Annotated in this window: 24 protein-coding genes; 12 read left to right on the top strand and 12 right to left on the bottom strand. The window is 56.0% G+C overall.

From position 1 onward, the window contains the following. Window positions 1-12: 12 nt before the first annotated feature. The gene (locus ABSB80_RS04785; RefSeq protein WP_428368710.1) at window positions 13-765 is read right to left on the bottom strand and encodes a class I SAM-dependent methyltransferase; all 753 of its coding nucleotides are present in this window, start codon (window positions 763-765) and stop codon (window positions 13-15) included. A gap of 62 nt (window positions 766-827) precedes the next feature. Between ABSB80_RS04785 and ABSB80_RS04780 the strand changes: the two genes are divergently transcribed. Then, complete coding sequence (locus ABSB80_RS04780) at window positions 828-1,184, top strand: hypothetical protein (RefSeq protein WP_428368708.1); 357 nt, start codon at window positions 828-830, stop codon at window positions 1,182-1,184. Between the two features lie 303 nt (window positions 1,185-1,487). Further along, window positions 1,488-2,351: a mechanosensitive ion channel family protein gene (locus ABSB80_RS04775; RefSeq protein WP_428368706.1), complete on the top strand. Its 864-nt coding sequence runs from the start codon at window positions 1,488-1,490 to the stop codon at window positions 2,349-2,351. A 641-nt stretch (window positions 2,352-2,992) separates the two neighbouring features. Here ABSB80_RS04775 and ABSB80_RS04770 read toward each other — a convergent pair. From ABSB80_RS04770 to ABSB80_RS04730, 9 genes are read right to left on the bottom strand one after another with little or no spacing between them, the layout of a single operon-like run. Then, window positions 2,993-3,748 carry a proteasome assembly chaperone family protein gene (locus ABSB80_RS04770; RefSeq protein WP_428368704.1) on the bottom strand — a complete coding sequence of 252 codons (756 nt, stop codon included), beginning with the start codon at window positions 3,746-3,748 and terminating at the stop codon, window positions 2,993-2,995. Then, a complete protein-coding gene (locus tag ABSB80_RS04765) occupies window positions 3,741-3,896 on the bottom strand; it encodes an RNA-protein complex protein Nop10 (protein WP_428368702.1) in 156 nt (51 codons plus the stop codon). Before ABSB80_RS04765 ends, ABSB80_RS04770 begins: the two co-directional genes overlap by 8 nt. Then, on the bottom strand, window positions 3,893-4,684 hold the full coding sequence (locus tag ABSB80_RS04760) for a translation initiation factor IF-2 subunit alpha (RefSeq protein ID WP_428368700.1): 792 nt from the start codon (window positions 4,682-4,684) through the stop codon (window positions 3,893-3,895). Before ABSB80_RS04760 ends, ABSB80_RS04765 begins: the two co-directional genes overlap by 4 nt. 8 nt (window positions 4,685-4,692) lie before the next feature. Next, window positions 4,693-4,881, bottom strand: coding sequence for a 30S ribosomal protein S27e (locus ABSB80_RS04755; RefSeq protein ID WP_428368698.1), 189 nt, complete (start codon window positions 4,879-4,881; stop codon window positions 4,693-4,695). A 5-nt stretch (window positions 4,882-4,886) separates the two neighbouring features. After that, on the bottom strand, window positions 4,887-5,165 hold the full coding sequence (locus ABSB80_RS04750; RefSeq protein ID WP_428368696.1) for a 50S ribosomal protein L44e: 279 nt from the start codon (window positions 5,163-5,165) through the stop codon (window positions 4,887-4,889). A 38-nt stretch (window positions 5,166-5,203) separates the two neighbouring features. Then, window positions 5,204-5,869 (bottom strand): hypothetical protein, encoded by a 666-nt coding sequence (locus ABSB80_RS04745; protein ID WP_428368694.1) that lies wholly within the window; start codon window positions 5,867-5,869, stop codon window positions 5,204-5,206. 9 nt (window positions 5,870-5,878) lie between these two features. Further along, window positions 5,879-7,009 carry a DNA primase catalytic subunit PriS gene (gene priS, locus ABSB80_RS04740; protein WP_428368692.1) on the bottom strand — a complete coding sequence of 377 codons (1,131 nt, stop codon included), beginning with the start codon at window positions 7,007-7,009 and terminating at the stop codon, window positions 5,879-5,881. After that, on the bottom strand, window positions 7,006-8,583 hold the full coding sequence (locus ABSB80_RS04735; protein ID WP_428368690.1) for a tRNA uridine(34) 5-carboxymethylaminomethyl modification radical SAM/GNAT enzyme Elp3: 1,578 nt from the start codon (window positions 8,581-8,583) through the stop codon (window positions 7,006-7,008). Before ABSB80_RS04735 ends, priS begins: the two co-directional genes overlap by 4 nt. A gap of 5 nt (window positions 8,584-8,588) precedes the next feature. Next, window positions 8,589-8,855, bottom strand: a complete 267-nt coding sequence (locus ABSB80_RS04730) for a UPF0058 family protein (protein WP_428368688.1) — start codon at window positions 8,853-8,855, stop codon at window positions 8,589-8,591. A 55-nt stretch (window positions 8,856-8,910) separates the two neighbouring features. On the opposite strand from ABSB80_RS04730, the gene ABSB80_RS04725 reads away from it, so the two are divergent. From ABSB80_RS04725 to ABSB80_RS04705, 5 genes are all read left to right on the top strand, one after another. After that, the gene (locus tag ABSB80_RS04725) at window positions 8,911-9,795 is read left to right on the top strand and encodes an ADP-ribosylglycohydrolase family protein (protein ID WP_428368686.1); all 885 of its coding nucleotides are present in this window, start codon (window positions 8,911-8,913) and stop codon (window positions 9,793-9,795) included. Window positions 9,796-10,001: 206 nt separating this feature from the next. Continuing rightward, window positions 10,002-10,373 (top strand): ATP-binding protein, encoded by a 372-nt coding sequence (locus tag ABSB80_RS04720; RefSeq protein ID WP_428368684.1) that lies wholly within the window; start codon window positions 10,002-10,004, stop codon window positions 10,371-10,373. A gap of 143 nt (window positions 10,374-10,516) precedes the next feature. Then, entirely contained in the window at window positions 10,517-11,380 is an 864-nt protein-coding gene (locus ABSB80_RS04715; protein ID WP_428368682.1) for a PAS domain-containing protein, read from the top strand. Then, window positions 11,350-12,246, top strand: a complete 897-nt coding sequence (locus ABSB80_RS04710) for a PAS domain-containing protein (RefSeq protein WP_428368680.1) — start codon at window positions 11,350-11,352, stop codon at window positions 12,244-12,246. The genes ABSB80_RS04715 and ABSB80_RS04710 overlap by 31 nt, the downstream gene beginning before the upstream one ends. A 14-nt stretch (window positions 12,247-12,260) precedes the next feature. Next, a complete protein-coding gene (locus ABSB80_RS04705) occupies window positions 12,261-12,812 on the top strand; it encodes a DUF7504 family protein (RefSeq protein WP_428368678.1) in 552 nt (183 codons plus the stop codon). A 546-nt stretch (window positions 12,813-13,358) separates the two neighbouring features. Here ABSB80_RS04705 and ABSB80_RS04700 read toward each other — a convergent pair. Both ABSB80_RS04700 and ABSB80_RS04695 read right to left on the bottom strand, forming a co-directional pair. Next, window positions 13,359-14,456: a hypothetical protein gene (locus ABSB80_RS04700; RefSeq protein WP_428368676.1), complete on the bottom strand. Its 1,098-nt coding sequence runs from the start codon at window positions 14,454-14,456 to the stop codon at window positions 13,359-13,361. Between the two features lie 505 nt (window positions 14,457-14,961). Next, window positions 14,962-15,366, bottom strand: coding sequence for a pyridoxamine 5'-phosphate oxidase family protein (locus ABSB80_RS04695; RefSeq protein WP_428368674.1), 405 nt, complete (start codon window positions 15,364-15,366; stop codon window positions 14,962-14,964). A 458-nt stretch (window positions 15,367-15,824) separates the two neighbouring features. Between ABSB80_RS04695 and ABSB80_RS04690 the strand changes: the two genes are divergently transcribed. From ABSB80_RS04690 to ABSB80_RS04670, 5 genes are all read left to right on the top strand, one after another. After that, on the top strand, window positions 15,825-17,696 hold the full coding sequence (locus ABSB80_RS04690) for a dipeptidase (protein ID WP_428368672.1): 1,872 nt from the start codon (window positions 15,825-15,827) through the stop codon (window positions 17,694-17,696). 1,596 nt (window positions 17,697-19,292) lie between these two features. After that, the gene (locus ABSB80_RS04685) at window positions 19,293-20,702 is read left to right on the top strand and encodes an ATP-binding response regulator (protein WP_428368670.1); all 1,410 of its coding nucleotides are present in this window, start codon (window positions 19,293-19,295) and stop codon (window positions 20,700-20,702) included. A gap of 159 nt (window positions 20,703-20,861) precedes the next feature. Continuing rightward, the gene (locus ABSB80_RS04680) at window positions 20,862-21,110 is read left to right on the top strand and encodes a hypothetical protein (protein ID WP_428368668.1); all 249 of its coding nucleotides are present in this window, start codon (window positions 20,862-20,864) and stop codon (window positions 21,108-21,110) included. Then, window positions 21,107-21,487: a response regulator gene (locus ABSB80_RS04675; RefSeq protein WP_428368666.1), complete on the top strand. Its 381-nt coding sequence runs from the start codon at window positions 21,107-21,109 to the stop codon at window positions 21,485-21,487. The genes ABSB80_RS04680 and ABSB80_RS04675 overlap by 4 nt, the downstream gene beginning before the upstream one ends. A 90-nt stretch (window positions 21,488-21,577) precedes the next feature. Beyond that, complete coding sequence (locus tag ABSB80_RS04670) at window positions 21,578-22,156, top strand: HdeD family acid-resistance protein (protein ID WP_428368664.1); 579 nt, start codon at window positions 21,578-21,580, stop codon at window positions 22,154-22,156. The last annotated feature ends 160 nt before the right edge of the window (window positions 22,157-22,316 follow it).

The raw sequence follows: 22,316 nt of genomic DNA, 5'->3' as shown, positions 1-22,316 counted from the left end.
TCTCTGCCGAGGTTATGCCGGCTTTTTCGTGCAGAATTCAAAGACGCACATGGTGTCACTGTTGTCAGCGACATGATGCGGGACATGATAACGCTGGACTATCTCAGGGCGGATGAAGCCGGCGCCGTTCAGGTGAGCGGTCAGCTCTTCTCTCGGCATGACGCGTGGCGGCCCCCGTTCATCAGGAGACCTGGCCGCCCCCTCCACCAGCCCGAGCGTGGAACCAAAGAGGACGCCACCGGGCCTGAGGGCAGAGTACGCATTCACAAGATACGTTCCGAGTTCCCCCTCGTCGGCGATCACGTGAAGAACGGAGGCTGAATACACCAGATCGAACTCCGCCGGCCCGAACGGGAACGCTTCTGAAACGATGAAGAGGTCGCCGATCTCCTCTTTGTCACGGTACAGGTCAAACCCGAGATCGATGCTCGCCCGGTTGATATCGAACGCGGTGATCCGCTCCCGGGGAAAACCGTCCCGGATCAGCTGCCGGACATTGTCTCCGGTGCCGCAGCCGTAATCGAGGAGCCTGCCGGTCCTTTTGAGCGCACGGGAATAGAAGAAGTGGTTGCTGATCCGCGGTTGCCCGAGAATCATGAGGATGTGGGGATAGCGGACCCCCTCCCGGGTGTACTTCTCGAGGAGCGCCCGGTAATACCCCGCGGGATAGACGACACCGTAGGCTTCGATCCGTTTCATGGCGGTGCAGAGCTCTTCAGGGAGCGTCTTTCCCGGAGGGAACCTGAGGGCTTTTGGTGCAGGCATCGCAGGATACGTATGTGCCGGCAGAATATTCATGGTTATCGCAGCCTGCCGTGCGGGTTTTAGTGCCGGTTGGCCTTGGCGTGTTCAGGTTGTCAATACCTGGTCTCGCGACTGCAGCGTTCCTGATGCTCAATATATCAGACAAAGTGACCGTATTTAACGTCAGGGAGCGGGGATGGGCCTTCAAATTTATGCCAAGCATTGCAGTCATAACCGCCTCACTGGGAGGAGTACTGGCTGGAATAGCCTTTGCTTACTATGGCATATTCATGAACAGCATAAGCCTTCCGGTGATCCTCTGGATAGTTGCCATGTCAATAACGTTCTTTGTAATAGCCGACATACTAAAGGTCAGGTTAAATGACAGAATTTCCGTTGCAAATCCAAAATGCGCAGCACCGGCTTATGCTATGGAGTAAGATAAGGACTTCCTCTCCCGACTAAAGCCGGGGGACCCGGGCGGTCAGCTGAAAAGGACTGTTCTAAAAAAGGACCGGGGAAAAAATCCCCAGAAAAACTGTATCCCCGGGAAAACCACAACGTTAAGAGGGTACGATCATTCAGGAAAGGAGAGATGAACGCACTTGCCCTGCTCCGGGAACACGAACCGGTCTTAAAAAAGCGGTCCGGTGTTCGGGGAATTCGTCACCAGAACATTTCTGTCTGAATTCGATCCCACCCCCTCACTCAGCTATTTGACCCTTCACGGTGGAATGATACGTATGAGCGATACGCACATCCTCGTTGGCAATGTCACCATCGAGAGCTTCATCCTCTTTACAGCGGCCACCATCGCACTTATCTTTCTGTCCTACCTTTGCTACAAGGCAGTCTATATCGCGCTGACACGATTATCCAGCCGCTCGGTCGCCCGCTGGACAGCCAGATTGGTGGGATACATAATTTTTGGAATCGGACTGTACTACCTCGACCTCACCATTCTCGGGTTTGATATCAGCGCCACATTCGCCTCACTGGGAATCCTCAGTATTGCCCTCGCATTTGCGTCCCAGCAGATCATCTCAAACCTGCTCGCCGGTATCATCATCGCGGTTAACCGGACCATTGAGCTTGATAACTGGATAGAGATCGGTAATGAACCCGAGACCGGTATTGCGCAGGTCCGGGACATGACATTCACACGCACGATTGTAAAAGATCGGGATGGCAGGGTGTTTATCGTGCCCAATGCTTCTTTGCTATCCTCAAAAATTGTCAATTACTCCCAATCAGGGTATATCGAGATCCCCGTGACTATCACACTTCCACCGGCTCTTCCCTTTGTCCGGGCGCGGGATACTATCCTTGCAGTGTTGACTGCCCATCCGAAGATCCTCCCGAATATCATACCGGAAAATATGGCACAAATCCCGGGACTAGTGATGAAGTCCCGTCAATACGAGTTGTCGTTGCAGAAGATATTTCCCGGAAACTTCTCATCACGGGTCCTCCTCTCTGGCCTTGAACCCTCGGGTTATACGGTCTCGATCCGGTTCTGGATCAGTGACATCACTCTCCGCGAGGAGATAGTTTCGGATGTGCTGTGTGAGATCGGCCAGAGGTTAAGTCTGACAGGAAAATCCTGACAGAAAGATCCCTCCTCAATTTTTCAGGCCTGCGGGATCACGAGCTGCTCACTCTGTCCAGCCTGACCGTTCCAGCGTATTGTTAAGAGCAGGGGATCCTTTAATCGGGTGTCAATTATGCTAAAAGATCGAAAAATCCCCGTTCACACGATCCGGGATAGAATACCGCGGGAGGGAGGAAAGATGGACAGCCATTCTGGTGATGAGCACATTTTTGAAACCGTCGGGAATGCGGTGTGAATGTGCCGCAACAGTCGGCCTCCTCGGCTCGTTCGCACGCGAGTCGAGCAGCGGTTTTCGAAGGAATACCAGGAACTGTCCGCAGGCCGGACCATGAAAGCGATTGATCTGTGGAAGTCAGAGCCCGAGACAGCCGCGTAGAAGACGCTGACGGCAATATCATGCCGGGCATGTTTTCCTTCGGTGAGGAATCCGGTTTGCCGGCCTTGTTCTATGTTGGGACGCGATCGAGACGATTCAAGACGGCATTTGCTGGGATCGGGGCGATGTGGGTTGTGCCGGGAAACAGAAAATAAGATTATGCCCCTAAAATTTTTTCAACCTTTTTTAAGAGATCTCAGTTTTAAAGATGATTGTCTCATCAGCTGCTTTTTTTAAGGTTCACGTATCCAGTCTTCGTTTCACCCGATGTAACTCAGCTCTTCGTTTTTCATTTTCTCGCCTTCGACAAGGCCCTCGATGACCTTCTCCATCTCGCTCGCCCGGTCGTTGAGCTTCGTGGGATCGACCGGCACACCGATCAGGTTCGAGAGGATGGCAAGGACGCTTGCCGCGGCCATCGGGTCCACGAGGTACCCGCTCGTCTCGCCCATCAGGCAGACCGCTTCAATGCCCCGCAGGGCGGAGAGGCCGAGCATGAGGCCTGCCGCGCCGATGATCCCGCCGCCCGGCTCGTCCCGGTTGAAGATGACACCGGCGGTCTCGAGCTCCTCCCGGAGCTCCGCCCGGTTCACGGCCCCGAGGACCCGGGGCTCGTTCACGAGGTGGCCGACGCCGAAGCCCCCGAGCGTGTAGATCCGTTTCACTTTGAGCTCCTCTGCTATCTCGCAGTAGGTGTCGGCGAGGAGGTAATGTCCCTCGTTGGAGGTGCTCTGGTGGTCACCAACGAGGAAGACGATATCCTTTTCCGCGCTCTGGCAGAGGTAGAGCTCGTTCCGGGCCAGGCGGACGAGCCCGCTCTCGTCGAGGATGACCTGGGGGGGCAGGTAGATAGAGTGGATCTCCCCGATTTTCTCGGCCACGAGCATGTGGATCATGTACTCGGCCACGAGTTTTCCGACCTGGCCGATGCCGGGGAGCCCTTCGATCAGGATCGGGTCGACGGGTCTCTTATCTTTGAAACTTTCCAGGTACCGGACCGAGATGTCCTCAATCATGCTTCGCCATCCTCCGGTATCTCCCGTACTTGTCTTCCGGGGAAAAACGGGCGGGGTGGGCGACGGATGTCGGCCTGCCGCAGGCAGGACAGGTTGGGGAAAGGGTATAGATATGGTCTGCCATGCACTGCCGGATACGCCCGCTCATTGGCTCTTCCCGGACTTCGGTTTCTTGACGAGCTTGCCCTCGCCACCGGCTTTTTCCACGACCGCGATCGCGGCGTTGGCCGCTTTCTCGATCGCCTTCTCGGCAGACTTGTAGTCCGGCGCGGTCACCTTGATCCGGTAGGTCGGGGCCCCAAGGTAGAGGAGCTCGATATCCGCCCCTGAACTCTTCGAGGCGTTCGCCTTCTCGAGCGCCTTCCGGATGACATCGACCCCGTCGGGTTTCGTGGACTCGAGGATCAGGTGCCCGGTCACTTCGACCCGGGGCACTTTCACGCTCTCCTCTGCCACCCGCTGGAGGACCTCGGAGACCTTCTTCGGGAGGCCGAGTTTTTTGAGCGTGGTCTCGGGGTCGATCACAATATCTTCAAAGACCGGATAGAAAGCCCCGTACTTCCTGAAGATCAGGTCCTCGATCGGGGCGAGTGGCTCGCCTGTCTGCTCTGCCACGAACCCGAGCCATTTCTGGGCCTTGGACTCGTTCTTCCACTCGCGGATCTTCTCGCGCCGCTGGTGCTCGTTGACGTCTTTTAAGGAGAGGTCGATGTGGCCGCGGTTCCGGTCGACGTTGAGGACCTTGCAGACGATCTTCTGGCCCTCCCGGATGTGGTCACGGATGTACTTGATCCAGCCCGTTGCGATCTCAGAGATGGGGATGAGCCCCTGGCGGCCACCGTACTCGTCAAGGGAGACGAATGCCACGAAGTCCTTGACGTTCTCTACGGTGCAGACGACCAGTTCCGATTCCTGTGGCCATTCCCTGTCGAGCATGGGAGGTATCACTTGAGCTCTTGGACGATCTCGGCCTTGAGGATTGCGCGTCCTCCGGCGGGGATTGCGAGATCGCGCCCGCAGACAACGCACTTGACAACCGTGCTCGCCTTCTCAAAGACGGTCTGCTCGTTCTCGCAGTCAGGACACTTTACTTTGTAGAATTTACTCCGGTTTTCCCGTATCTGGCTTACCATCCTGCTCACTCCGTCAGTTCAAACTTTGCGACACGGTAACCCTTGCGCAGGTGCGCCTTCTTGCAGGTGACACAGCGGTACCGTACATTGATCTTCTTCGTCGGCTTATCTCCGCCAGGCACCTTGGAGAACTTGCCCATGTTGCCTACTTTACCTCTCCGCGCCTTCTGGCGGTCAATCCAGTGGAGGCCGGTCGTCTTGCCTTTCTTTACCTTCTCGACCTCGTGAACCTGGTGGCTCCTGCAGAAAGGACAGTAGGTGTTGAATTTTGCTGGCATTTTCATGAAAATTTCACCGATAATCCTGAATCGAATACCTTATATTATTTACAGAGGTTGATATTTAAGACTATGTTGCGCTCGCTCAGGACCGCAGCATTCCGCTCGGGAAGCGTCACTATATCTCCCTTTGAGAGAGTATAAATCCTCCCATCCACGCCCATGAACGACTCCATGTCCTCGAGCACCCGGACGAGGGCGCACGGGTGGGAGATGGGCAGGGCCCCTTTCGGTGCGGCCAGCGGCAGGTCCTCCGGTTCCTCTTCCTGCTGCGGTCCGGGCTCGCTGCCCTCGTCTTCGGCAGCCACCGCATGGCGGAGCGCATGGAGCGTGTGGGGCACGTTGTGCAGGAGGACGCCCTGGCACTGTTCGATGCTTGCCGTGATCTGCTCGAACATCTCCTTCTCGGACGGGATCATCCGCTTCACTTCCTCGCGGTCGTAATAGCTCCCTTCCGCGTGCATGACGGTGAGCGCGAGGATCTTGCGCGAGCGGATCGCAAAGAGGTCCTGCAGCGTCTCCCGGATCGCGAGGGTCTCGTCGATGAGGGAACGGGCCTCGTCCGAGAACGGATCCTCGAACGCGTACACCTTCCGGGTGATGGCCGCCAGTTCCGCGTGCCCTTTCTCAAAAATGTCCGGGACTACTGCTGTAAGTCTCCCTGTCTCGCGTTCGGACAGCAGGGTGCTGCGCAGGTCGTCAAGCTTCATCTCGTCTCCTCAGGCGATCTCCGCCATGCCGCGGCAGCAGAGGAAGACCGCCACCGCTTCGGGTACTGTAGTGATGCCTTTTTGGAGCTCATAAGTACTTCCGAGCATAGGCATCCTGAGCGGGAACTTCTGGTCTACCTTGACGTCCCTCATACCGAACACCACGGCGTCCGTGAGGGGGTCGAAGTCGTGGAGTTCGCGGAGCTCGAGCGGCTGGACCCGCATGCCGCTCCCGCCGTGGAGCGAGGTCGGCATCCGGATCAGCCGTTTCGTGTCGGTGGTGACCGGTTCGTCGGCGAGGGCAGCCCGGGAGAGGAGACGTTTTCTGAACTCGCCCTCTTCCTGGCTGACTACAGCGTGGAGGACCCGGTTTTTGAGAAGCATGCTCGTCGGGTGCCTTTCGATGGCGGCGATGGTCTCTTCATATTTTTTCAGGAATGCAGCCGCCGATTCCTTTCCTACACCTTCAAGTGCCGTGAGGTGGGCCATCGCCTCCCCCTCCGGAAGCGTGCCGATCCACCGGATGTACCCGGCCAGTGTCTCGCGATAGCGCCGGGGCCAGCCGGGCACGGCCGGGGTCTTTCCCGAGAGCATCGCCGCCGGGTCGATCCCGATCCCACAGACATAGTCGATCAGCTCCCTGCGCTCGCTGCTCCCCCACCCGCGGAACGCGATGTCCCGGACGTGGACGTGGTAGCCCCTCCCCCCGGAGAAGACAAGGGCGATGGCCTTCCTGTCCATGCCGAACTCCTCGATGAGGATCGCGAGGAGTTTCTCAGTCTCCTCTTTGACCCTTGCCAGCATCTGGTCGTAGGGGCCCCGCATGAGATGGTCGGCGTCGAGGTCGAAGATCAGGTCGGCCCCGCACCAGCCTTTCTCCGCCATGGTGCCCGCGTCCGGTTTCTCGTAGTACGCCGTCGAGTAGTACGTGTGCTGGGGGACGAGGTTCCGGATGTACTGGTCGAGTTCCTCTTTGCCGGAGAAGCCCACGTGCCTGCGCATCCGCATCTCGGCCCCGCCGGGGTTGAAGAGCACGAACCCCCACTCCCGCTGCTCCAGCGATGGCGGGGAGACGAGCACGGTCTTCTTGTAATACTCGGTGAACCGCTGTCTCAGGAATTCTGTTGTGGCCGGGTTCATCGCAGCTCCTTAACCATGTATGGTCCTGACCGCTCATAGCCCTGTCTCCGGTAATACGGGCGGACGCCGATCCCGCTCATGATGGCGAGGGAGCAAAAACCGGCGGCGGAGGCGATCCCCTCGGCCCGTGCGAGGAGCTCCTTCCCGTACCTGCGGTGCTGCCACTCCTCGGCCTCGGCGTCTTTTCCCACCGGCACGAGGGGGCCGTAGACGTGGAGCTCCCGCATAAGTGCGGCCCCGTCCAGCTCCGGGCGGAAGACCGTGGACGGGAAGCGGAGGCGGGCAAACCCGATGAGGGAGTCACCGGAGACCGCGGAGATGAAGTGCTCCTTCCCGCCGCACACCTCGTACTCCAGCACCTGTACCTCCGCTTCAGCGAGCGAGGGGAGCCTCCCGATCTCCCGGCAGCGGATGCAGCGGCAGCGCATTCCCGTTGCCCTCAGGTGGTCCTGGGCCAGCTGGCGGAAGTTGGAGTGCCGTGAACCGGCGACAATCAGTTTTGCCGGGATGTCCCGCTGGATCCGCTGGATCCGGGTGTACTCGGGGATGACGGACTTGGCGTACGCGATCAGCCCGATGAGCTCCGGCTCGGGGTAGGGGGCATACCCCCCCCTCCTCCAGAGGTCCTCGATCTCGGAGCCCGGGGTGACCAGCGTGGGGTAGATCTTGAGGAAGTCCGGGCGGAATCTGGGGTCGGCAAAGATCGTGTCGAACATCTTTTTGTCGGCATCGATCGTGGAGCCGGGGAGGTTCGGCATCATGTGGAACCCCACCTTGAGCCCGGCGTCCCGGAGAAGCGTGTTGGCGAGCACGGTGTCCTCCACCGTGCAGCCCCGCCGGTTGAAGGCGAGGACAGAATCGTCCGTGTGCTGGACGCCGAGCTCTACTTTCGTCACCCCGAGCTCCAGCATCCGCCCGATGTGCTCCCGCCGGCACCAGTCCGGGCGGGTCTCGAACGTGATGGCAACGCAGCGGGTGGCAGAGGTCTCGTTCCCTGCCTGGACGGTTCGGATATCCGGGGGGAGCTCCGCCGGCGTCCCCCGGGGATAGGTGTTCATCGCCTCGATGCAGCGGGAGACGAACTCCTCCTGGTACTCCACCGGGCGGGCGGTCATCGTGCCGCCCATCACGATCAGTTCCACCTTGTCCACCCGGTGGCCGAGGATCTCGAACTGCTCCAGCCGGGCGTGGACCTGCCGGAACGGGTCGTAGCCGTGCTCCCTCGCCCGTTTCGCCGCCGGTTCTTCCCCCGTGTAGCTCTGCGGGGACCTGAACGGGTGCTCCGGCCCTCCCGGGCAGGGGAGACATTTCCCGTGCGGGCAGGGCCAGGGCGAGGTCATCACCGCGACCGGCGCAACCCCCGAGAGGGTGCGGGTGGGCTTCACGAGCAGGATCCTCCGCAGGGCCTCCCGTTCATCCGGCCGGGCAGCCGCAAGGATGGCGGAATTTTTCGGTACCGCGGCGAGCGCATATTTCCGGCAGACAGCGATCTTTGCCGCAACGACCGCTTCGTCACCGGGCTGCAGGGTGAGGATGCGGGAGATCATCTCCCGGAGCGCCAGCACCTCATCCATGACAATTAATGTTCGGCTGCAACGGTCTGGGATGCAGTCTCATGAGAATAGTTCACCACGGGCAGGGGGCGGTGGTGGATATGGGAAACGATCTCGTCACCAAGCGTAAGGAGGGCATCCTTGTGGGCTTTCTTGTCCTTGTGGATGTGGACAGGAGAGATCTCCAGGGAGTTGTAGCGATCGGTCTGGATCTCGTCGTTGGTGACGCCTTCGTAGTACTTCTTGATGTGAATCATCAGCATATGTAAATGAAGCAGCTCTTCCTTTTGCACACAATCACCTTTTCCAAGATGATCCTATTTTTTATTGCACACATATACCTTATTGGTGAGATTTATATCAGGAACGATGCGGCACGTGGGATCCCTTGTTGCGCTCGCAATTGGGGACGCGTTGGGTGCGCCCCTTGAAGGATCTCCCCAGCCTGAAGCGTGGGTGACATTAATGCGTCCCGGCGGGCGTCATTCCCGGAAAAAAGGGGAAGTCACGGACGACACCCTGCAGGCAATCGCGGTCGCGGAATCGCTGGTTGCATGCGGGGGCTATTCGGAAAATGACCTTGTCAGAAAATTATCTGAGAGCTATATAGTACGGCCGGAATGGTTCGGTCCTACATCAACTTTGTTCTTTAATCTGGTGCGATCCGGAACCCTGCCGCACCAGGCCGCATGGCTGGTCCACTGGCGCCGTGGCGGCAGCCGGACCAACGGGAGCGTGATGCGGGGGTTCCCCCTCGGGATCTTCTACCCCACCCCGGAAGTGTACTGGGTGAGCGTCGCCTGCTCGCGGCTCACGCATTTCGATCCCGTGGCCGGCCACTGCTCTGCATTCCTGAACGTGATGGTGAGCGATATGTGCCGGGGGGTCTCGCGGACGAAGGCGTTCCGGCACGCCCGTTCACTCTGTACGAATCCTGAGGTCCGCACCGTGCTGGGCAGTTACGATCATTATAGTAGAGTACCCGGGCTTGACGCGGTCGAGTGCTCGCATGCAGCCCTCTCGTGCTTCATGAACGCCCGGACGTTCGAGCAAGCGGTGCTGTCTGCTATTAACTTAGGCGGGGATGCGGATACCGTCGGTGCCTGTACTGGAGCGCTGGCCGGGGCGTGGTGGGGATTGCCGGCTATACCTTCCCGGTGGGTTCATGATCTGGAAGGGTACGGGGAGCTGGTGGAGCTGGCGGAGCGGGTGTGGGGGAGGAGGAAGACGTGAAAACTGTTGGTGAGAGGGGGGATTGTACCTAATTCGAAAATTTTCTAATGTGAATACAAAATGAACTATGAATAAAGAGAGTAAAAACAAAATTTGGGGATGAAAAATGATCTTGCACGATATGAAATAATTGGGTATCGAATTGATTTTAGTAATAGTATTTATTTTTGCCCCAATTTTTTGTAAAGCGGCCCCTCTTTGAAAACATGGTCTTCAGCCTGTACGACAATCCGATCCGGCACGGTGAGCAGGTTACCGGGATCTACGTCACTGGCCTGTTTTCAAACGATGGCTGCCCCATCGTACCGGAAGACGACGGCATCGGCGTGCCGGCGCAGGATAACGAGTGTATCTTCGAACGGGATGCAGGAAAACAAACTGGTCCCGGCCTGTTTTTGGTACAGGAGATCCCCGCGATCACCGGAATCACGGTCGTGAGACCGGTGAACCCGGAAAAGGCGCACGGTTCGGGAGCCTGGTGCCGGAAGGTTCAAGCCGGTCCGGAGGGGAGCCCGGAGCCATGCCCGGATGAGGGGAATGGGAGGAAAACGTACTGCCTCTTGCATCTTCATCGGTAGTGAGGTGGTAAAACCATAATTTTATCATATCCTGCTGTGCAGACTCTGTTCAGTACTTCCGGATTCTGTTTGGCTACACAGAGGTTCCCCATGAAATTTGTATCACCTGTAGCAGTATCCGTGGTACAACGGTAGTGTGAATGATGGACGGCAAGAGTATATGGAGGAAAGCCCCGGGGCTTGATCCCCGCCTGGATCTGATTCTCGTCTTTATGGGAATGTTCGCCATAACCGGTGCGTTTGAACTTGGCCGGGATCTTTTCTTCCCCTATGGGGGGCTATGGCAGACATCGCTTCTCACGATCATGGTGGTGAGTGCCAGCGCAGCGTTCATCGCGTTTTTCCCGATCCGGACTCTCAGAACCACGAGAGCCCAGCTGGATACCCTCCTGAATGGTTCCCCGACCCCGCAGTTTGTGATCGATGCGGATCACCGGATCATCTTCTGGAACCGGGCTCTGGAGATCTCAAGCGGGATCAAGGCATCAGAGGTGCACGGCACCACGGAACCCTGGCGTGCATTCTATGCCGCATCACACCCCACCCTTGCAGATCTTCTCGTAGACGGGATGATTGAAAAACATCCTGAATTGTACAAAGGGCGGTACAGCAGATCGCAGATAATGGATGAATCGTATGAAGCGGTCGACTTTTTTCCGGATACCGGAAAAAACGGTACCTGGTTCCACGTTACCGCAATACCCGTACGGGATGACAACGGCGTTCTTCTCGGGGCGGTTGAGACATTGATGGATGTGACCGGGCGCAAGCGTATTGAAGCGGCCCTTGAGGCGAACCGGTTCCTGCTGGAAGATTCGATGGAACTGGCGCATATGGCGTACTGGGAATATGACGTTGCCTCGGACATGTTCACCTTCAATGATCGGTTCTATGCCCTCTATGGAACAACCGCAGAGAGGGAAGGAGGATACCGCATGCCCGGGGATGCCTATACTATATCAAAAATTTTGTTTACATGGAAGATATCGGGCGTGTGCAGGCAGTGATCGCTGGTGTTTCCGGGGGGACCCAGGGTCCGGGAACACATTCTGAACTGGAGCACCGGATTATCCGAAGGGACGGGGAGATCCGGTACATCAATGTCTGTATCCGCATAGTCCGGGACGAAACGGGTCGCACGAGCCGGTGCAACGGTGCAAACCAGGATATCACCGAGCGCCGGCAGGCAGAGATCGCCCTTGACGAGGCCAGGAGAGCAGCCGAGAAGTCCAATGCGTTGTTTACGACACTGTATGAGAATATACCGGTCGGATTTGGTTTTGTCGACACGGACTTCCGCGTCGTCCTTATAAACAGGCCGTTTTCGGAGTTTCGCGATATCCCGCTCAACGGAAGTACGGGAAAGACCCTCGAAGAGATAGTCCCGTCTCTCTGGTCAAAGGTCAGTTCCAAGTATACCAGCGTGCTCGAGACCGGACAACCGGTCGCCGGTATCGAACGGCAGGGCCCATCCCCTGATCGTCCCGGGGTCATCCGCCACTGGCTTTCGAACCTGTACCCGGTCCGCACCGGGGATGGAACCATCATCGGGATCGGGATTATCGTTGTGGAAATAACCGAATTAAAGAAAGCAGAAGAGGCCCTCAAGGAAAGCGAGGCACGGTTCCTCGCGTTTATCAAGGAGGCGGCAATGCGGCTGAAAAATCCCCTAGAGATAGTGGAAGGAAATCTTGGGTCTGTGGTGAGCGATATCGATCGGGGCGAGGTGGTCGGCCCGAATATTGCCCTCCAGCTCAGGCTCCAGATAAAGAACCTGGAGCAGATCCGGAATAATATCATCGAGTTGAACACGGCGATTGTTGATCGTTCCGGCGAGATCTCGAATGCCTCCAAGAAATTTTTGACGGAATAGGGGGACTATACGTGGTGATTTCCCGGATTGAACTAAAGGACAATGCCCTGTATCTGATCATGGCCTCTGCTGCCCAGCTGCGGGAGGAGAATATCGAGCTGATCCGGATGCTGCAGGCACGGGATTATTACATTCTTGTGGTCTCGGCAAACCAGCCCTACGAGATCCTCAAACAGAATTATGAGCGGAAGGGGATCCCGATGGAAAAGATATTTGTGGTGGATACTGTCACGAAATACGCGATGGGGCACGATCACGAGCCGGTGCCAAACTGCCGGTTCGTCAGCAACCCTTCAGATCTTACGGATCTGGGGATTGCAATAACGGATCTCTTAAGCAGTAACAAGGAGAAGAAGATCTCCCTGCTCTTTGATTCGATCAATGCCATGCTGATCTATATCTCATCGCAGAATACGACCCGGTTCATCCACTTTGTGACGAATAAACTGCGGTTGATGAATTTTTCCGGGATCTTTCTTGCCGTAGAGAAAGGGCTTGACCCGGACCTGCTCATCCAACTGACGACCTTTGTGGATCAGGTCATCGATGTGGATGCGGAGGGATAAACCGGGGAGCGGCCAGTTGGAATTATACCGTGTTGTCTTCACGAGTGATGACAGGGGATTGCCGATATTTCTCTCCGGGCCGGATCAGGTTTTCATGTCCCTTTTTTTACCGTTCCGGTGATCGGTCTCAGGTGGTGATTCATTAGGTATCTGCAGAGTGGCACGATTATTGTCCGTTTTGTTGACAGGGTTTTTGTCCGCTTTTAATAGGTTTTCTGGTCTTGTTGGCATTGATTTTTTTCATAAACGGTTCTGATAAGGTAGCGGCCGGTTACCGGTTTTTCACCTCGTTAAAAATCCCGACCTGCCATCAACTTATCAGAACACGTTCAGGCACCCTCAGAAACCTCAGCATTTTTTTTAGCAAGACTACGAAAGTACGGAAGCAAGACCCGACGTGTATAAGTCGTCGCATCAGCAGGAACTGATTCGGGAAGGTTAACCTTTTCAAAGCGTTTGGCACGTAAGGAATCGCAACAAATTTTTTCCGGAGACCGGCAATTTTTTAAAATTCCCTACCAATCATCAACGTATCAGAATCGCGGTTCATGTAGTATTTTCAATCAGATTATGGTAAAATGTCCCAGTCGGCGAGAGAATGCCGTCGCGGATATTTGCCGATGCGATCGTATTTACTGCGTTTGCCCTGTCACTGTAGCTCATAACATCGAGAGCCGGTGAATAATCGGCATATCCAAAGAAGTACGTACCCCAGAATGGTGAGATATACTCGATGTGATTCACCCTGGCTGATTGGGCGAGTGTCGACAGGAACTGTTGGTCGAGCGGGGACCAGAAGCTGAAGATATCGAGGCCGAATGCCTGCGATGAGGTGGTCATCCCGTTGAAAGTTGACACTGGAGCGGCCTGCTTGTGAAGCCATGCCTCATCGATCACGATCGATTTGTTGTACTGCCTGGCGATGGCGCTGATAGTGTCGATATTGGAAAGCCCGGTTCCGTAGACAGGGTACACGTGGATGGTGATGAAATCGAGATCCGTGTTTGCGGCATAGCTTCTCGCGTAATCAACCGAATCCCATGTCCCGACACCAGCGCCGATCTTCGTCCCTTTACGGTCGAGGCCGGCAAGAACGTAATTTACAAGCTCGGTATGCTGTGCTGGCCCCTGCATAAAGCTCCACCGCGTGAGGGCATACTCGGTATCGGGTTCTGCGCTGATGTCAAGGAATTCCGGATGCGTGTCGTTGATGATCGCCTCCACCATCGCCCGCTTCTCGGCTTTGTACTGGTCGGCCGTAACCCCGGAATAGTCCCATTTTACCGGAGAGAACTCCGTGTTGGCGAAGAGGATGTGGTTCTCAACATCGAGGACCATCCCGCGTTTGTGGACTTCGGTTGCGACTTGCCGGTAAAACTCAGCGTATTCATTATAGCGCGGATAGCCGGGAGTGTAAACCGGGTAATGAATCGGGATGGTTACTCCCTGTATCCCCATTGCCTTATACCGGTCCAGCATCAGCCTCACGCTATCCATCACTTGCGGCTGGAGGAGGGCGTCGCCCCGGTTGACATTCGCCTGCAAGAGTTCCGCCCCAAAGACTACCGGGTAGCTAACGCCTGTGTCTCGCGTTGCGAGGGTTGTGTCGTACTTGTCCATGTCAGTTTTGAGGCTGTCATACATCCCTTGGTACAATGCTGGGACTGGTGCCGGTGTACCCTTAGGTTCTGGCGTGACCGCACTAACCGGTTGGGATGAGGGAACTGTTTGGCGCACGCAGCCTGTGACAGCAACGGTGCCGAGAATAAGAGCGATTATAACGAGGGGGACGAGGCACAGCACCAGGCTGAATCCTCCTCCTTTTTTGGGATTTATAGGCTCCAAGGGGATCATGTGGATGCTCTTTCCTGACACGCAGGTCTGTCGATTACAATTCCCTTTGTGGATCACCTTATTAAATGTAAGGACACGAGGTGCTGATGCGTTGGCGGCAGGTGGCGGATTTTTCATTTCGAAAGAAATTTACCTGTCAACCACAGACGCAACAGAACCACATTCTTCCATTAATGGACATTAAACGAAAATTTTATTAAAGCTTATTCCCTGTTCGAGTTGAATATTGCCTTCGATGATGTAAACTGGTGAGGCTAGGATCTGGCTGAATAAGTACAACTGAAAAATAAAAAAATTATTCAACTTTTTTCCCGGCATCTGGTCCGGGCGTACAATCGAATACTTCCGTGATCTTCAGGATCAGCAATCCCTTTGCAGGGTACTGTGGGCCTTTTGCTTTTATCTGCGCCTTGATCTTTTCATACTCCGGACCGCTGGTTTTCACCGTTACGGTTCCCTTGATCTGGAAACAACGCTTCTTTTCAGGGTCCCATATATAGAGTGCCAGATGGGGATTTTCCCTCACATTTGCGAGCGTCTTTACCATGTAGTTGTCCCCGATCCAGATCGTGTCGTCAGCCACAACCTGCACCGTGCTCATCGGCGTAACATTGGGGATTCCGTTCTTGGATGCCGTGGCAATGGCATAGGGCTTGTTCTTCGCAAATACTTCTTTCATCTCCGCAGTGAGTGTCACCATCGTCTTCCTCCCCTTCCTACTGGCATTGAATGCCGTTACCCCCTCATAGTGTTTTACTATGCTTATATTTTGTGTTTGACGGATCGAGCGTGTCCGACGAGCTGTTCCTTGCCAAAGTTTCTGTCCTCAATAGTGACATGATGTATGTCCCGCTTTCAAAAGCACCGGATGGGTGTCTGCGGCTCCCCGAAGCCCCTGCCCGTTCCGGCCCGGTTCAGCGAGACGAGCAGCAGTCACCCGGAAGAACCTCCAGATGCCGTGCCTAAAGCGCAGCCAGAGCTCGCGTGAGAATTCCCACAATCCGATCCGGTAATTATTTTTTATTGCCACATCCGGACCCGGCTGTTTTTTAAAAAACCAGTGAGCCACCATAATCCCGTTTTCGCAGGATTGTACCGGGCTTCCGGCTGCGATGAAAGATCAGAAGAGTTATCAGAGTTCCCTCCAATTCCCGTTGCATGGTGCAGAAAAAGATGTGGACCGGTGCTGCGGTCCTCTTCGTGCTGCTGATGATCTGCCCGCCGGTCTTCGCATGCACTACGTTCATTGTGACCAAAGGAGCGTCGGCGGACGGTTCGGCATACGTGGGGCACACCAACGATGGCTTTGGTGCCGCTGTCGTCGGACCCTCCGTGCAGAACGAGATGAGCCAGCTCATCTACGTGCCGCCCGCGGATCACCCGCCCGGCGCACTGCGTGCGGTCCGTTTCGACCCGAACTCCGGATCGGATGAACCTGCTGCTGCAAAGACCGACGCTGACGCTGCAGTCGCCTACATACCCCAGGTAAACCATACCTACGGGTACCTGACGGGTGCGTACGGCATCATCAACGAACACCAGCTGATGTTCGGCGAATGCACGGATTATACCAAAGTCCAGCCTTCATTCGATGCCAAAAAACGCATCATGTACAGCTCGGAACTCTCCAACATCGCCCTTGAGCGGACCACGACTGCACGGGAAGCGGTCGAGCTTATCGGGAGCCTCATCGACAAATACGGCTACTATGGGACAGGCGAGACGCTTCCGGTCTCCGACCCGAACGAATCCTGGGTGATCGAGATGGCGGGAGGTACCCCCGATGGCACGGGAGGGCTCTGGGTTGCGGAGAAAGTGCCCGATGGCGAAGTCTTCGTAGCTGCCAACACGTTCCGTATCCGGGATATCGACCCGAACGATCCCAATATTCTGTACTCAAAGAATCTCTTCTCTGCGGCACAGGCAAACGGCTGGTGGGATCCCTCGCAGGGAAAACTGGACTGGTTAAAGACCGTCAGCGGCGGCGAATATTCGCACCCGTATTATTCGCTGGCCAGGGTCTGGAGCCTGTACCACCGGATCGCCCCTTCAGAAAATTTCAGCCCGTTTGTCAATGATACCTACTCGCGGGACTACCCGTTTTCGGTCAGACCCGACCAGAAACTCAGCACAGCCGACACATTCGCCCTCTTCCGCGACCACTATGAGGGAACGGTCTTTGACCTGACGACCGGTCCGGCTGCAGGGCCGTTCGGCAACCCGTACCGCTGGAGAGGCCCGTTCGACAAGCACGATCTCCTTACTCCCGGCGAGATAAAACCCGGTGCATGGCCACGGGCTGTCTCGGAGATGTTCTGCGGGTACAGTTACATCGTGCAGGGCCGCAGCTGGCTGCCGGACCCGGTTGGCGGTCTTGCATGGTTCGGGTTTGCACCGCCGTCAGAGACCGTCTACATGCCGTTCTATGCGGGAGTGACCTCGGTACCGGAAGAGTTCTCGAACACCAACCGGTCGGTGTTTGACCATAATTCGGCATACTGGGCGTTCAATTTTGTCGCCAACTGGGCTACGATCAACTACAACCTGATGAGCGGGGATATCCGTGCACAGCAGCAGCAGATCGAACTGAAGGAACTGGGCAGCCAGCGGGCAACAGAGAGCAAAGCGCTCGCGATCCTCGCAACGGATGGCGATGCTGCCGCCCGGAAGTACCTGACCGGCTATAGTACCACGAACGCAGATGACACCGTGAACGCGTGGTGGCAGTTCTCTGACAGCCTTGTGGTCAAGTACAGCAACCAGATGGTAACTGATGCTGTAAATGGATCCAGCCAGACCCCCGGCTACCCGGACTGGTGGCTCAACGAGACCAGGTACCAGTACGGCCCGCGGGTCTATGATTACGAGGGACTCCAGCATGTCCCCGATCTTGTGTACACGAACCAGACGGTCAATACGACTCCCGGAAACGAACTCAACTACATCATCGAGACCCAGCGGGCGCCAAGTACTGGCGGGCATCCGCTGGTGCCCGGTCTTGATAATTTCCTGAAGTGGCTGGGAAAGTAATACCGGGATGCGGAAAGATCGCAAAGGTGGGGTGATGGCAGGATCCGAATATCATTTTTTATTGGATTTAAAAAAATAATTCAATCCTCAGCCCCTAGGCCGGCAGCATCACCACCAGATGCCGGAACTTTTACAGCCTCACAAAGTCCGTTGCTTTTGACGAAGATCCAGTTCACAGGATTCAGGTCCTTCCCTGTGTTTGTGAATGCCTCCCGTAATATGAGCGTCACATCGGGTCATATGCCGGCATCGCGTGCAATCCAGAATGGTCTTGAGGGTCATGATGGTATTTGATTGCCAATAACACGAGCATACTCTATATATTCATTGCGATCATTCTCAAAAATCAGATTTCAGAATGTTTCCGCGAAATTTTCCCGGACAACGTACCGGGTTACGCAAAACCCGACAGGTACCAGTCGTCGCATCAGCGGGAACTGATCCGGGAAGGTCAAACCTTCGGGAGCTGAGTGGTCTGCCAGAACCACGAAGCAGAGAAGTCATCAGGCTTCGAGTTGTTTTATACGCAGGAAATCGCACAAATTTTTTCCGGACCTAGCAATTTTAAAAATTTCCACAAACCGATCCGGCAATTATGTTTTATTGCCGCTTCCGGACCCGGCAATTTTTTAAAATTGCCACTAACCGATCTGGCAATTATTATCTATTGCCAGCTCCGGATCTGACAATTTTTGAAAGTCCGCAGTACGGTCTGACCATTCCATCGTCATAAAATGACAGAAATTTCCGGGTTTTTCCGGCACAATTCATCCAGACCAACCCGGCAATTTTTCAAAATTCCCACTAACCGACCCGGCAATTATTATTTATTATCACATCCGGACCCGGCAATTATTTTTTATTGCCAGCTCCGGACCTGACGTTTTTCAGAAACTATGATGCTCCAAATATGCACTGGAACCGGTGGTACCAAAGAAAATATGTATCGCTACCAGCTCCTCCGTCTCGGATGAAGCGGGGAGAATACAGTTCGGGACACCAAGTCTCCCTGCCGCACCCGGTCCATGGGATGCCTCAGGATTTCATCCGCCCGTGTCATCTTCTTCCATGGCTCCCGCCTATAAAAGACCATGGCCGGCGCGACTTCCGCGTCACATGCGACTATCTCACCGGTCCTGGCGATTGTGTCTGCGCCCATGATACCATATCAGCAGGACGGATTTCCTGCGCAACTCCGTCCACTTTGCCGGATCAATTTCAGCATTGATTTCAGCATGCAGGAGTTTCCATCCGGTCTTTCATCCTGCAACGTACTCCCCGGATCCTATCCCGATGAGTGCTGCCGAGTAACGCTCTTGACTCCGGCATTGATGGGAGGATCCTCTCATAACTGGCCAGTACCTCGTCGCCGTTGGCTACCGGTATGACGTTCGCACCGCGTTTTTCTGCAGCCTTCTTTTCGCATCCTTCCTCCTCGCATTACGTAATAAAATTTGAAAACTCGTGAAAAGTTTATATCAAAAAACCGCGCATGGCCATAAATCCGGCACCGGATGGTTCCACCTTGTGCAGAAAGGACTGCTTCGGACCCGGCAGCACGGGTGGACACATATCCCGGATCCTGTGGAGATCGTTATGACCGGGGAATCGATTCTGATTGTAGAAGATGAAGGATTCATCGCGCTCCAGATCAAGGAACTGCTGGAGAAGAACGGGTACCGGGTTTCCGGTACCCTCGCGTACGGGGAGGACGCCGTGGTGCTGACAGAGAAGGACCCCCCGGATCTCGTCTGCATGGACATCGAGTTGATGGGAAAGATCGACGGGATTGAGGCAGCCCGGAAGATCCACGAGTACTCCGATATCCCGATCATTTATCTGACTGCGTATTCCGACAACCAGCGGCTCGCCCGGGTAAAGGATACCGTGTCGTACGGGTATATTGTTAAGCCGTTCAAAGACCGGGAGCTGCTCGCCGCGGTGGACATGGCGATCCACCGGCATAAGGTCGACCAGCAGTTCCGGGAGAGCATGCAGCACTATCGGGCCATCGTCGACAGTGCTGCGGAGGGCATCCTCCTGGTCACCTGCGGGACCGGGGCGATCCTCGAAGCCAACCCGGCGTCTATCCGGCTGCTCGGGTATACCCCCGGGGAACTCTCTGGCATGACCGTTGGCGAACTCGTCGCGACCCGTGACGAACGGGCCGGAGTATGGGAGGAGTCCGTCTGCAGGCAGGAAATCTGGTCGGGAGAGGTGCAGTTGCGGTGCCGGGACGGCTCGCTGCGGGACGTTGAACTCACCTCCCGTATCATCCGCCGGGAGGGAGCCCCTGAGTTATCCTGCATAATGGCCCACGATGTAACGGACCTGAAACGTTCGGAAGCAGCGCTGCGGGAAGCGCACCGGAAACTCAACCTCCTTTCGAGTGTCACCCGTCACGATATCCTCAACCAGCTCACCGTGCTGTACGGGTTCCTCGAACTGTCCGGGCCCGACGTTGCCGGCACCCGGTTGGAAGAGTATGTGAAGAAAGAGAAGAAGGCTGCAGAAGCGATCCGGCGTATGATCAGTTTCACGAAGGATTACGAGGAGATCGGGCAGCAGCGGCCCGGCTGGCACCGGGTGGAGGCGATCATCCGCCAGCTGGCAAAAACCGCAAATCTCCCGGGTGTTGCGCTCGATCTCCGGCTGGGGGATCTGGAGCTCTATGCCGACCCGCTCCTCGAACGGGTCTTCAACAACCTGCTGGACAATGCTTTTCGCCATGGAGAGCATGTGAAGACGATCACGGTGGCAGCCGGGACAGCGCCCACCGGCCTTGTGATCCGATGGGAGGATGATGGCACCGGGGTTCCCGATGCGGAGAAGGAGAGGATCTTCGAAAGGGGCTATGGGAAAAATACCGGTCTCGGTCTCTTCCTTGCCCGGGAGATCCTCAGCCTGACCGGCATTACGATCCGGGAGACTGGCACGTTTGGCAGCGGTGCACGGTTCGAGATCATGGTGCCGGCCGGGGCATTCCGGGATCCCGCAGCGGGATGAGCAGAATTCACCGGATTCTCGTCCCCATCGAGGGTATCGGACAGGGGATTTGTTTCCGGTTGTCCAGTACCCGTGCAACACAAACAGCCCGGTTCTGCGGTGGGGGAATTTCCCGATATCGGTACGATACTGGGATCCGCCCCTCGACGAGAGAACCTTGTGGCAGCCTGGAACAAAGACGATACTTTCTGGAATTTCCTTACGCTCAGTGACGGATACCATCTTCCCACGATTCCAGACAGCAGTCTCAGGCTCCCGGCACCATTCGACACCGGCACTCTGCAATCGCCCGGCTTCAATCCGGTGAACTTCTTCGCCCGCCACCCGTTCCGGGCAGAGATCGGTATACGGGCAGACAAATGTACTGAGTTTATTTTCCGGCTGGACAATACGGAAGGTAACCCATGAGCGGAGAGACCATTCTGGTAGTGGAAGACGAAGGGCTGATCGCCCTCCACATGACTGAAGTACTGGAAAAAGCGGGATACCGGGTCACCGACCCGGCTTACTCCGGGGAGATGGCGCTCCGGGCGCTCGAAACGTCCCCGGTACCCGATCTCATCCTCATGGATATCGGGCTTGCTGGAACACTCGACGGGATCGAGACTGCCCGGCAGATCCGGAAGCGGTTTTCGATCCCCCTGATCTTCGTCACTGCCTATACCTCGGAGCGTATGCTCGAACGGATACGCGAAGTTGCACCGGACGGGGTTCTCAACAAACCGTTCGTTGACGAGGAGCTGCTCGCCCTTGTCGGGAAAGCCGTGGGAAGGGGATCCGCATGAGACCGGGTCTGTCGGTTATCCCTGCCTGGAGACATATGCACTGGTTATATGTATCCGGGAAGGAAAAAAGAAACATTTGTGGTGTAATGTATGCCAGAGGAAGTCGTCATTGTTGAAACCACATTCCACCCGGTGAAATGGGGTTCTTTCATTGTCCGTGGACTGATTGCCCTCATCATCGGGGTTTTTGTCCTGATCTGGACCGGTGTTGCGGTACAGGCTGTGGTAACCCTCATCGGGATCCTGATCGTCATTGCTGCGATCCTCGCGCTGGTCCTTGCCCTCAAGACGCCGGCCGGTGCTTCGCAATCGACCGTGCTCCTCGTGGTGGGAGTCCTGGGCCTGCTCGTCGGAATCGCGGCCGTCCTGTACCCGTGGGTTGCTGCTGCGGGGCTTACAGTTATCATTGCCCTCCTTATGCTCTTCTTCGGGTTTATCGATCTCTCGATCGCAATCTTCCATCCCGTATTCACGAAGCACCGGCTGATGCTCGGCTTTTCCGGGGCGCTTTCAGTAATTCTCGGGGGGGTATTCTTCTTCCTGCCAGTGCTCGGGGCGCTGGTGCTTGTTGCCGTCTATCTCGGTATATTTGCGATCATCTACGGCATCCTGAGCATCGTCATCGGGCTAATGGTGAGGGGTGAGCAGAAGAACGTGACGGCAGGGTAACCGTTCGCAGGATCCGGATTCCGGATCATTTCCACTTTTTTACCGGAAAAAGCGTCGTATCGAAAAACGGTGCTGCCGGGATTACGGCTGGTGACTCCAGTTTCACCTCAGTAAAGTTTCACCTCAGTAAAACGTGCCTGTCAACCATCACCTTCTCAGG

This window comes from Methanoregula sp., assembly GCF_050010295.1.
In the GTDB taxonomy this organism is placed as follows: Archaea; Halobacteriota; Methanomicrobia; order Methanomicrobiales; family Methanospirillaceae; genus Methanoregula.
The sequence above is the reverse complement of the archived record's forward strand: the minus strand, read 5'-3'. Positions and strand labels throughout refer to the sequence as shown.

Excerpts from the sequence above, each read along its gene's own strand:
- ABSB80_RS04735 (WP_428368690.1), bottom strand. The coding sequence starts at position 8,583 with ATGGATGAGGTGCTGGCGCTCCGGGAGATGATCTCCCGCATCCTCACC.
- ABSB80_RS04770 (WP_428368704.1), bottom strand. The coding sequence starts at position 3,748 with ATGATTGAGGACATCTCGGTCCGGTACCTGGAAAGTTTCAAAGATAAG.
- ABSB80_RS04760 (WP_428368700.1), bottom strand. The coding sequence starts at position 4,684 with ATGCTCGACAGGGAATGGCCACAGGAATCGGAACTGGTCGTCTGCACC.
- ABSB80_RS04700 (WP_428368676.1), bottom strand. The coding sequence starts at position 14,456 with ATGTATGACAGCCTCAAAACTGACATGGACAAGTACGACACAACCCTC.
- ABSB80_RS04775 (WP_428368706.1), top strand. The coding sequence starts at position 1,488 with ATGAGCGATACGCACATCCTCGTTGGCAATGTCACCATCGAGAGCTTC.
- ABSB80_RS04690 (WP_428368672.1), top strand. The coding sequence starts at position 15,825 with ATGGTGCAGAAAAAGATGTGGACCGGTGCTGCGGTCCTCTTCGTGCTG.
- ABSB80_RS04785 (WP_428368710.1), bottom strand. The coding sequence starts at position 765 with ATGCCTGCACCAAAAGCCCTCAGGTTCCCTCCGGGAAAGACGCTCCCT.
- ABSB80_RS04670 (WP_428368664.1), top strand. The coding sequence starts at position 21,578 with ATGCCAGAGGAAGTCGTCATTGTTGAAACCACATTCCACCCGGTGAAA.
- ABSB80_RS04695 (WP_428368674.1), bottom strand. The coding sequence starts at position 15,366 with ATGGTGACACTCACTGCGGAGATGAAAGAAGTATTTGCGAAGAACAAG.
- ABSB80_RS04750 (WP_428368696.1), bottom strand. The coding sequence starts at position 5,165 with ATGAAAATGCCAGCAAAATTCAACACCTACTGTCCTTTCTGCAGGAGC.
- priS (WP_428368692.1), bottom strand. The coding sequence starts at position 7,009 with ATGAACCCGGCCACAACAGAATTCCTGAGACAGCGGTTCACCGAGTAT.
- ABSB80_RS04765 (WP_428368702.1), bottom strand. The coding sequence starts at position 3,896 with ATGAGCGGGCGTATCCGGCAGTGCATGGCAGACCATATCTATACCCTT.
- ABSB80_RS04755 (WP_428368698.1), bottom strand. The coding sequence starts at position 4,881 with ATGGTAAGCCAGATACGGGAAAACCGGAGTAAATTCTACAAAGTAAAG.
- ABSB80_RS04685 (WP_428368670.1), top strand. The coding sequence starts at position 19,293 with ATGACCGGGGAATCGATTCTGATTGTAGAAGATGAAGGATTCATCGCG.
- ABSB80_RS04710 (WP_428368680.1), top strand. The coding sequence starts at position 11,350 with ATGGAAGATATCGGGCGTGTGCAGGCAGTGATCGCTGGTGTTTCCGGG.
- ABSB80_RS04675 (WP_428368666.1), top strand. The coding sequence starts at position 21,107 with ATGAGCGGAGAGACCATTCTGGTAGTGGAAGACGAAGGGCTGATCGCC.
- ABSB80_RS04715 (WP_428368682.1), top strand. The coding sequence starts at position 10,517 with ATGGACGGCAAGAGTATATGGAGGAAAGCCCCGGGGCTTGATCCCCGC.
- ABSB80_RS04745 (WP_428368694.1), bottom strand. The coding sequence starts at position 5,869 with ATGAAGCTTGACGACCTGCGCAGCACCCTGCTGTCCGAACGCGAGACA.
- ABSB80_RS04720 (WP_428368684.1), top strand. The coding sequence starts at position 10,002 with ATGGTCTTCAGCCTGTACGACAATCCGATCCGGCACGGTGAGCAGGTT.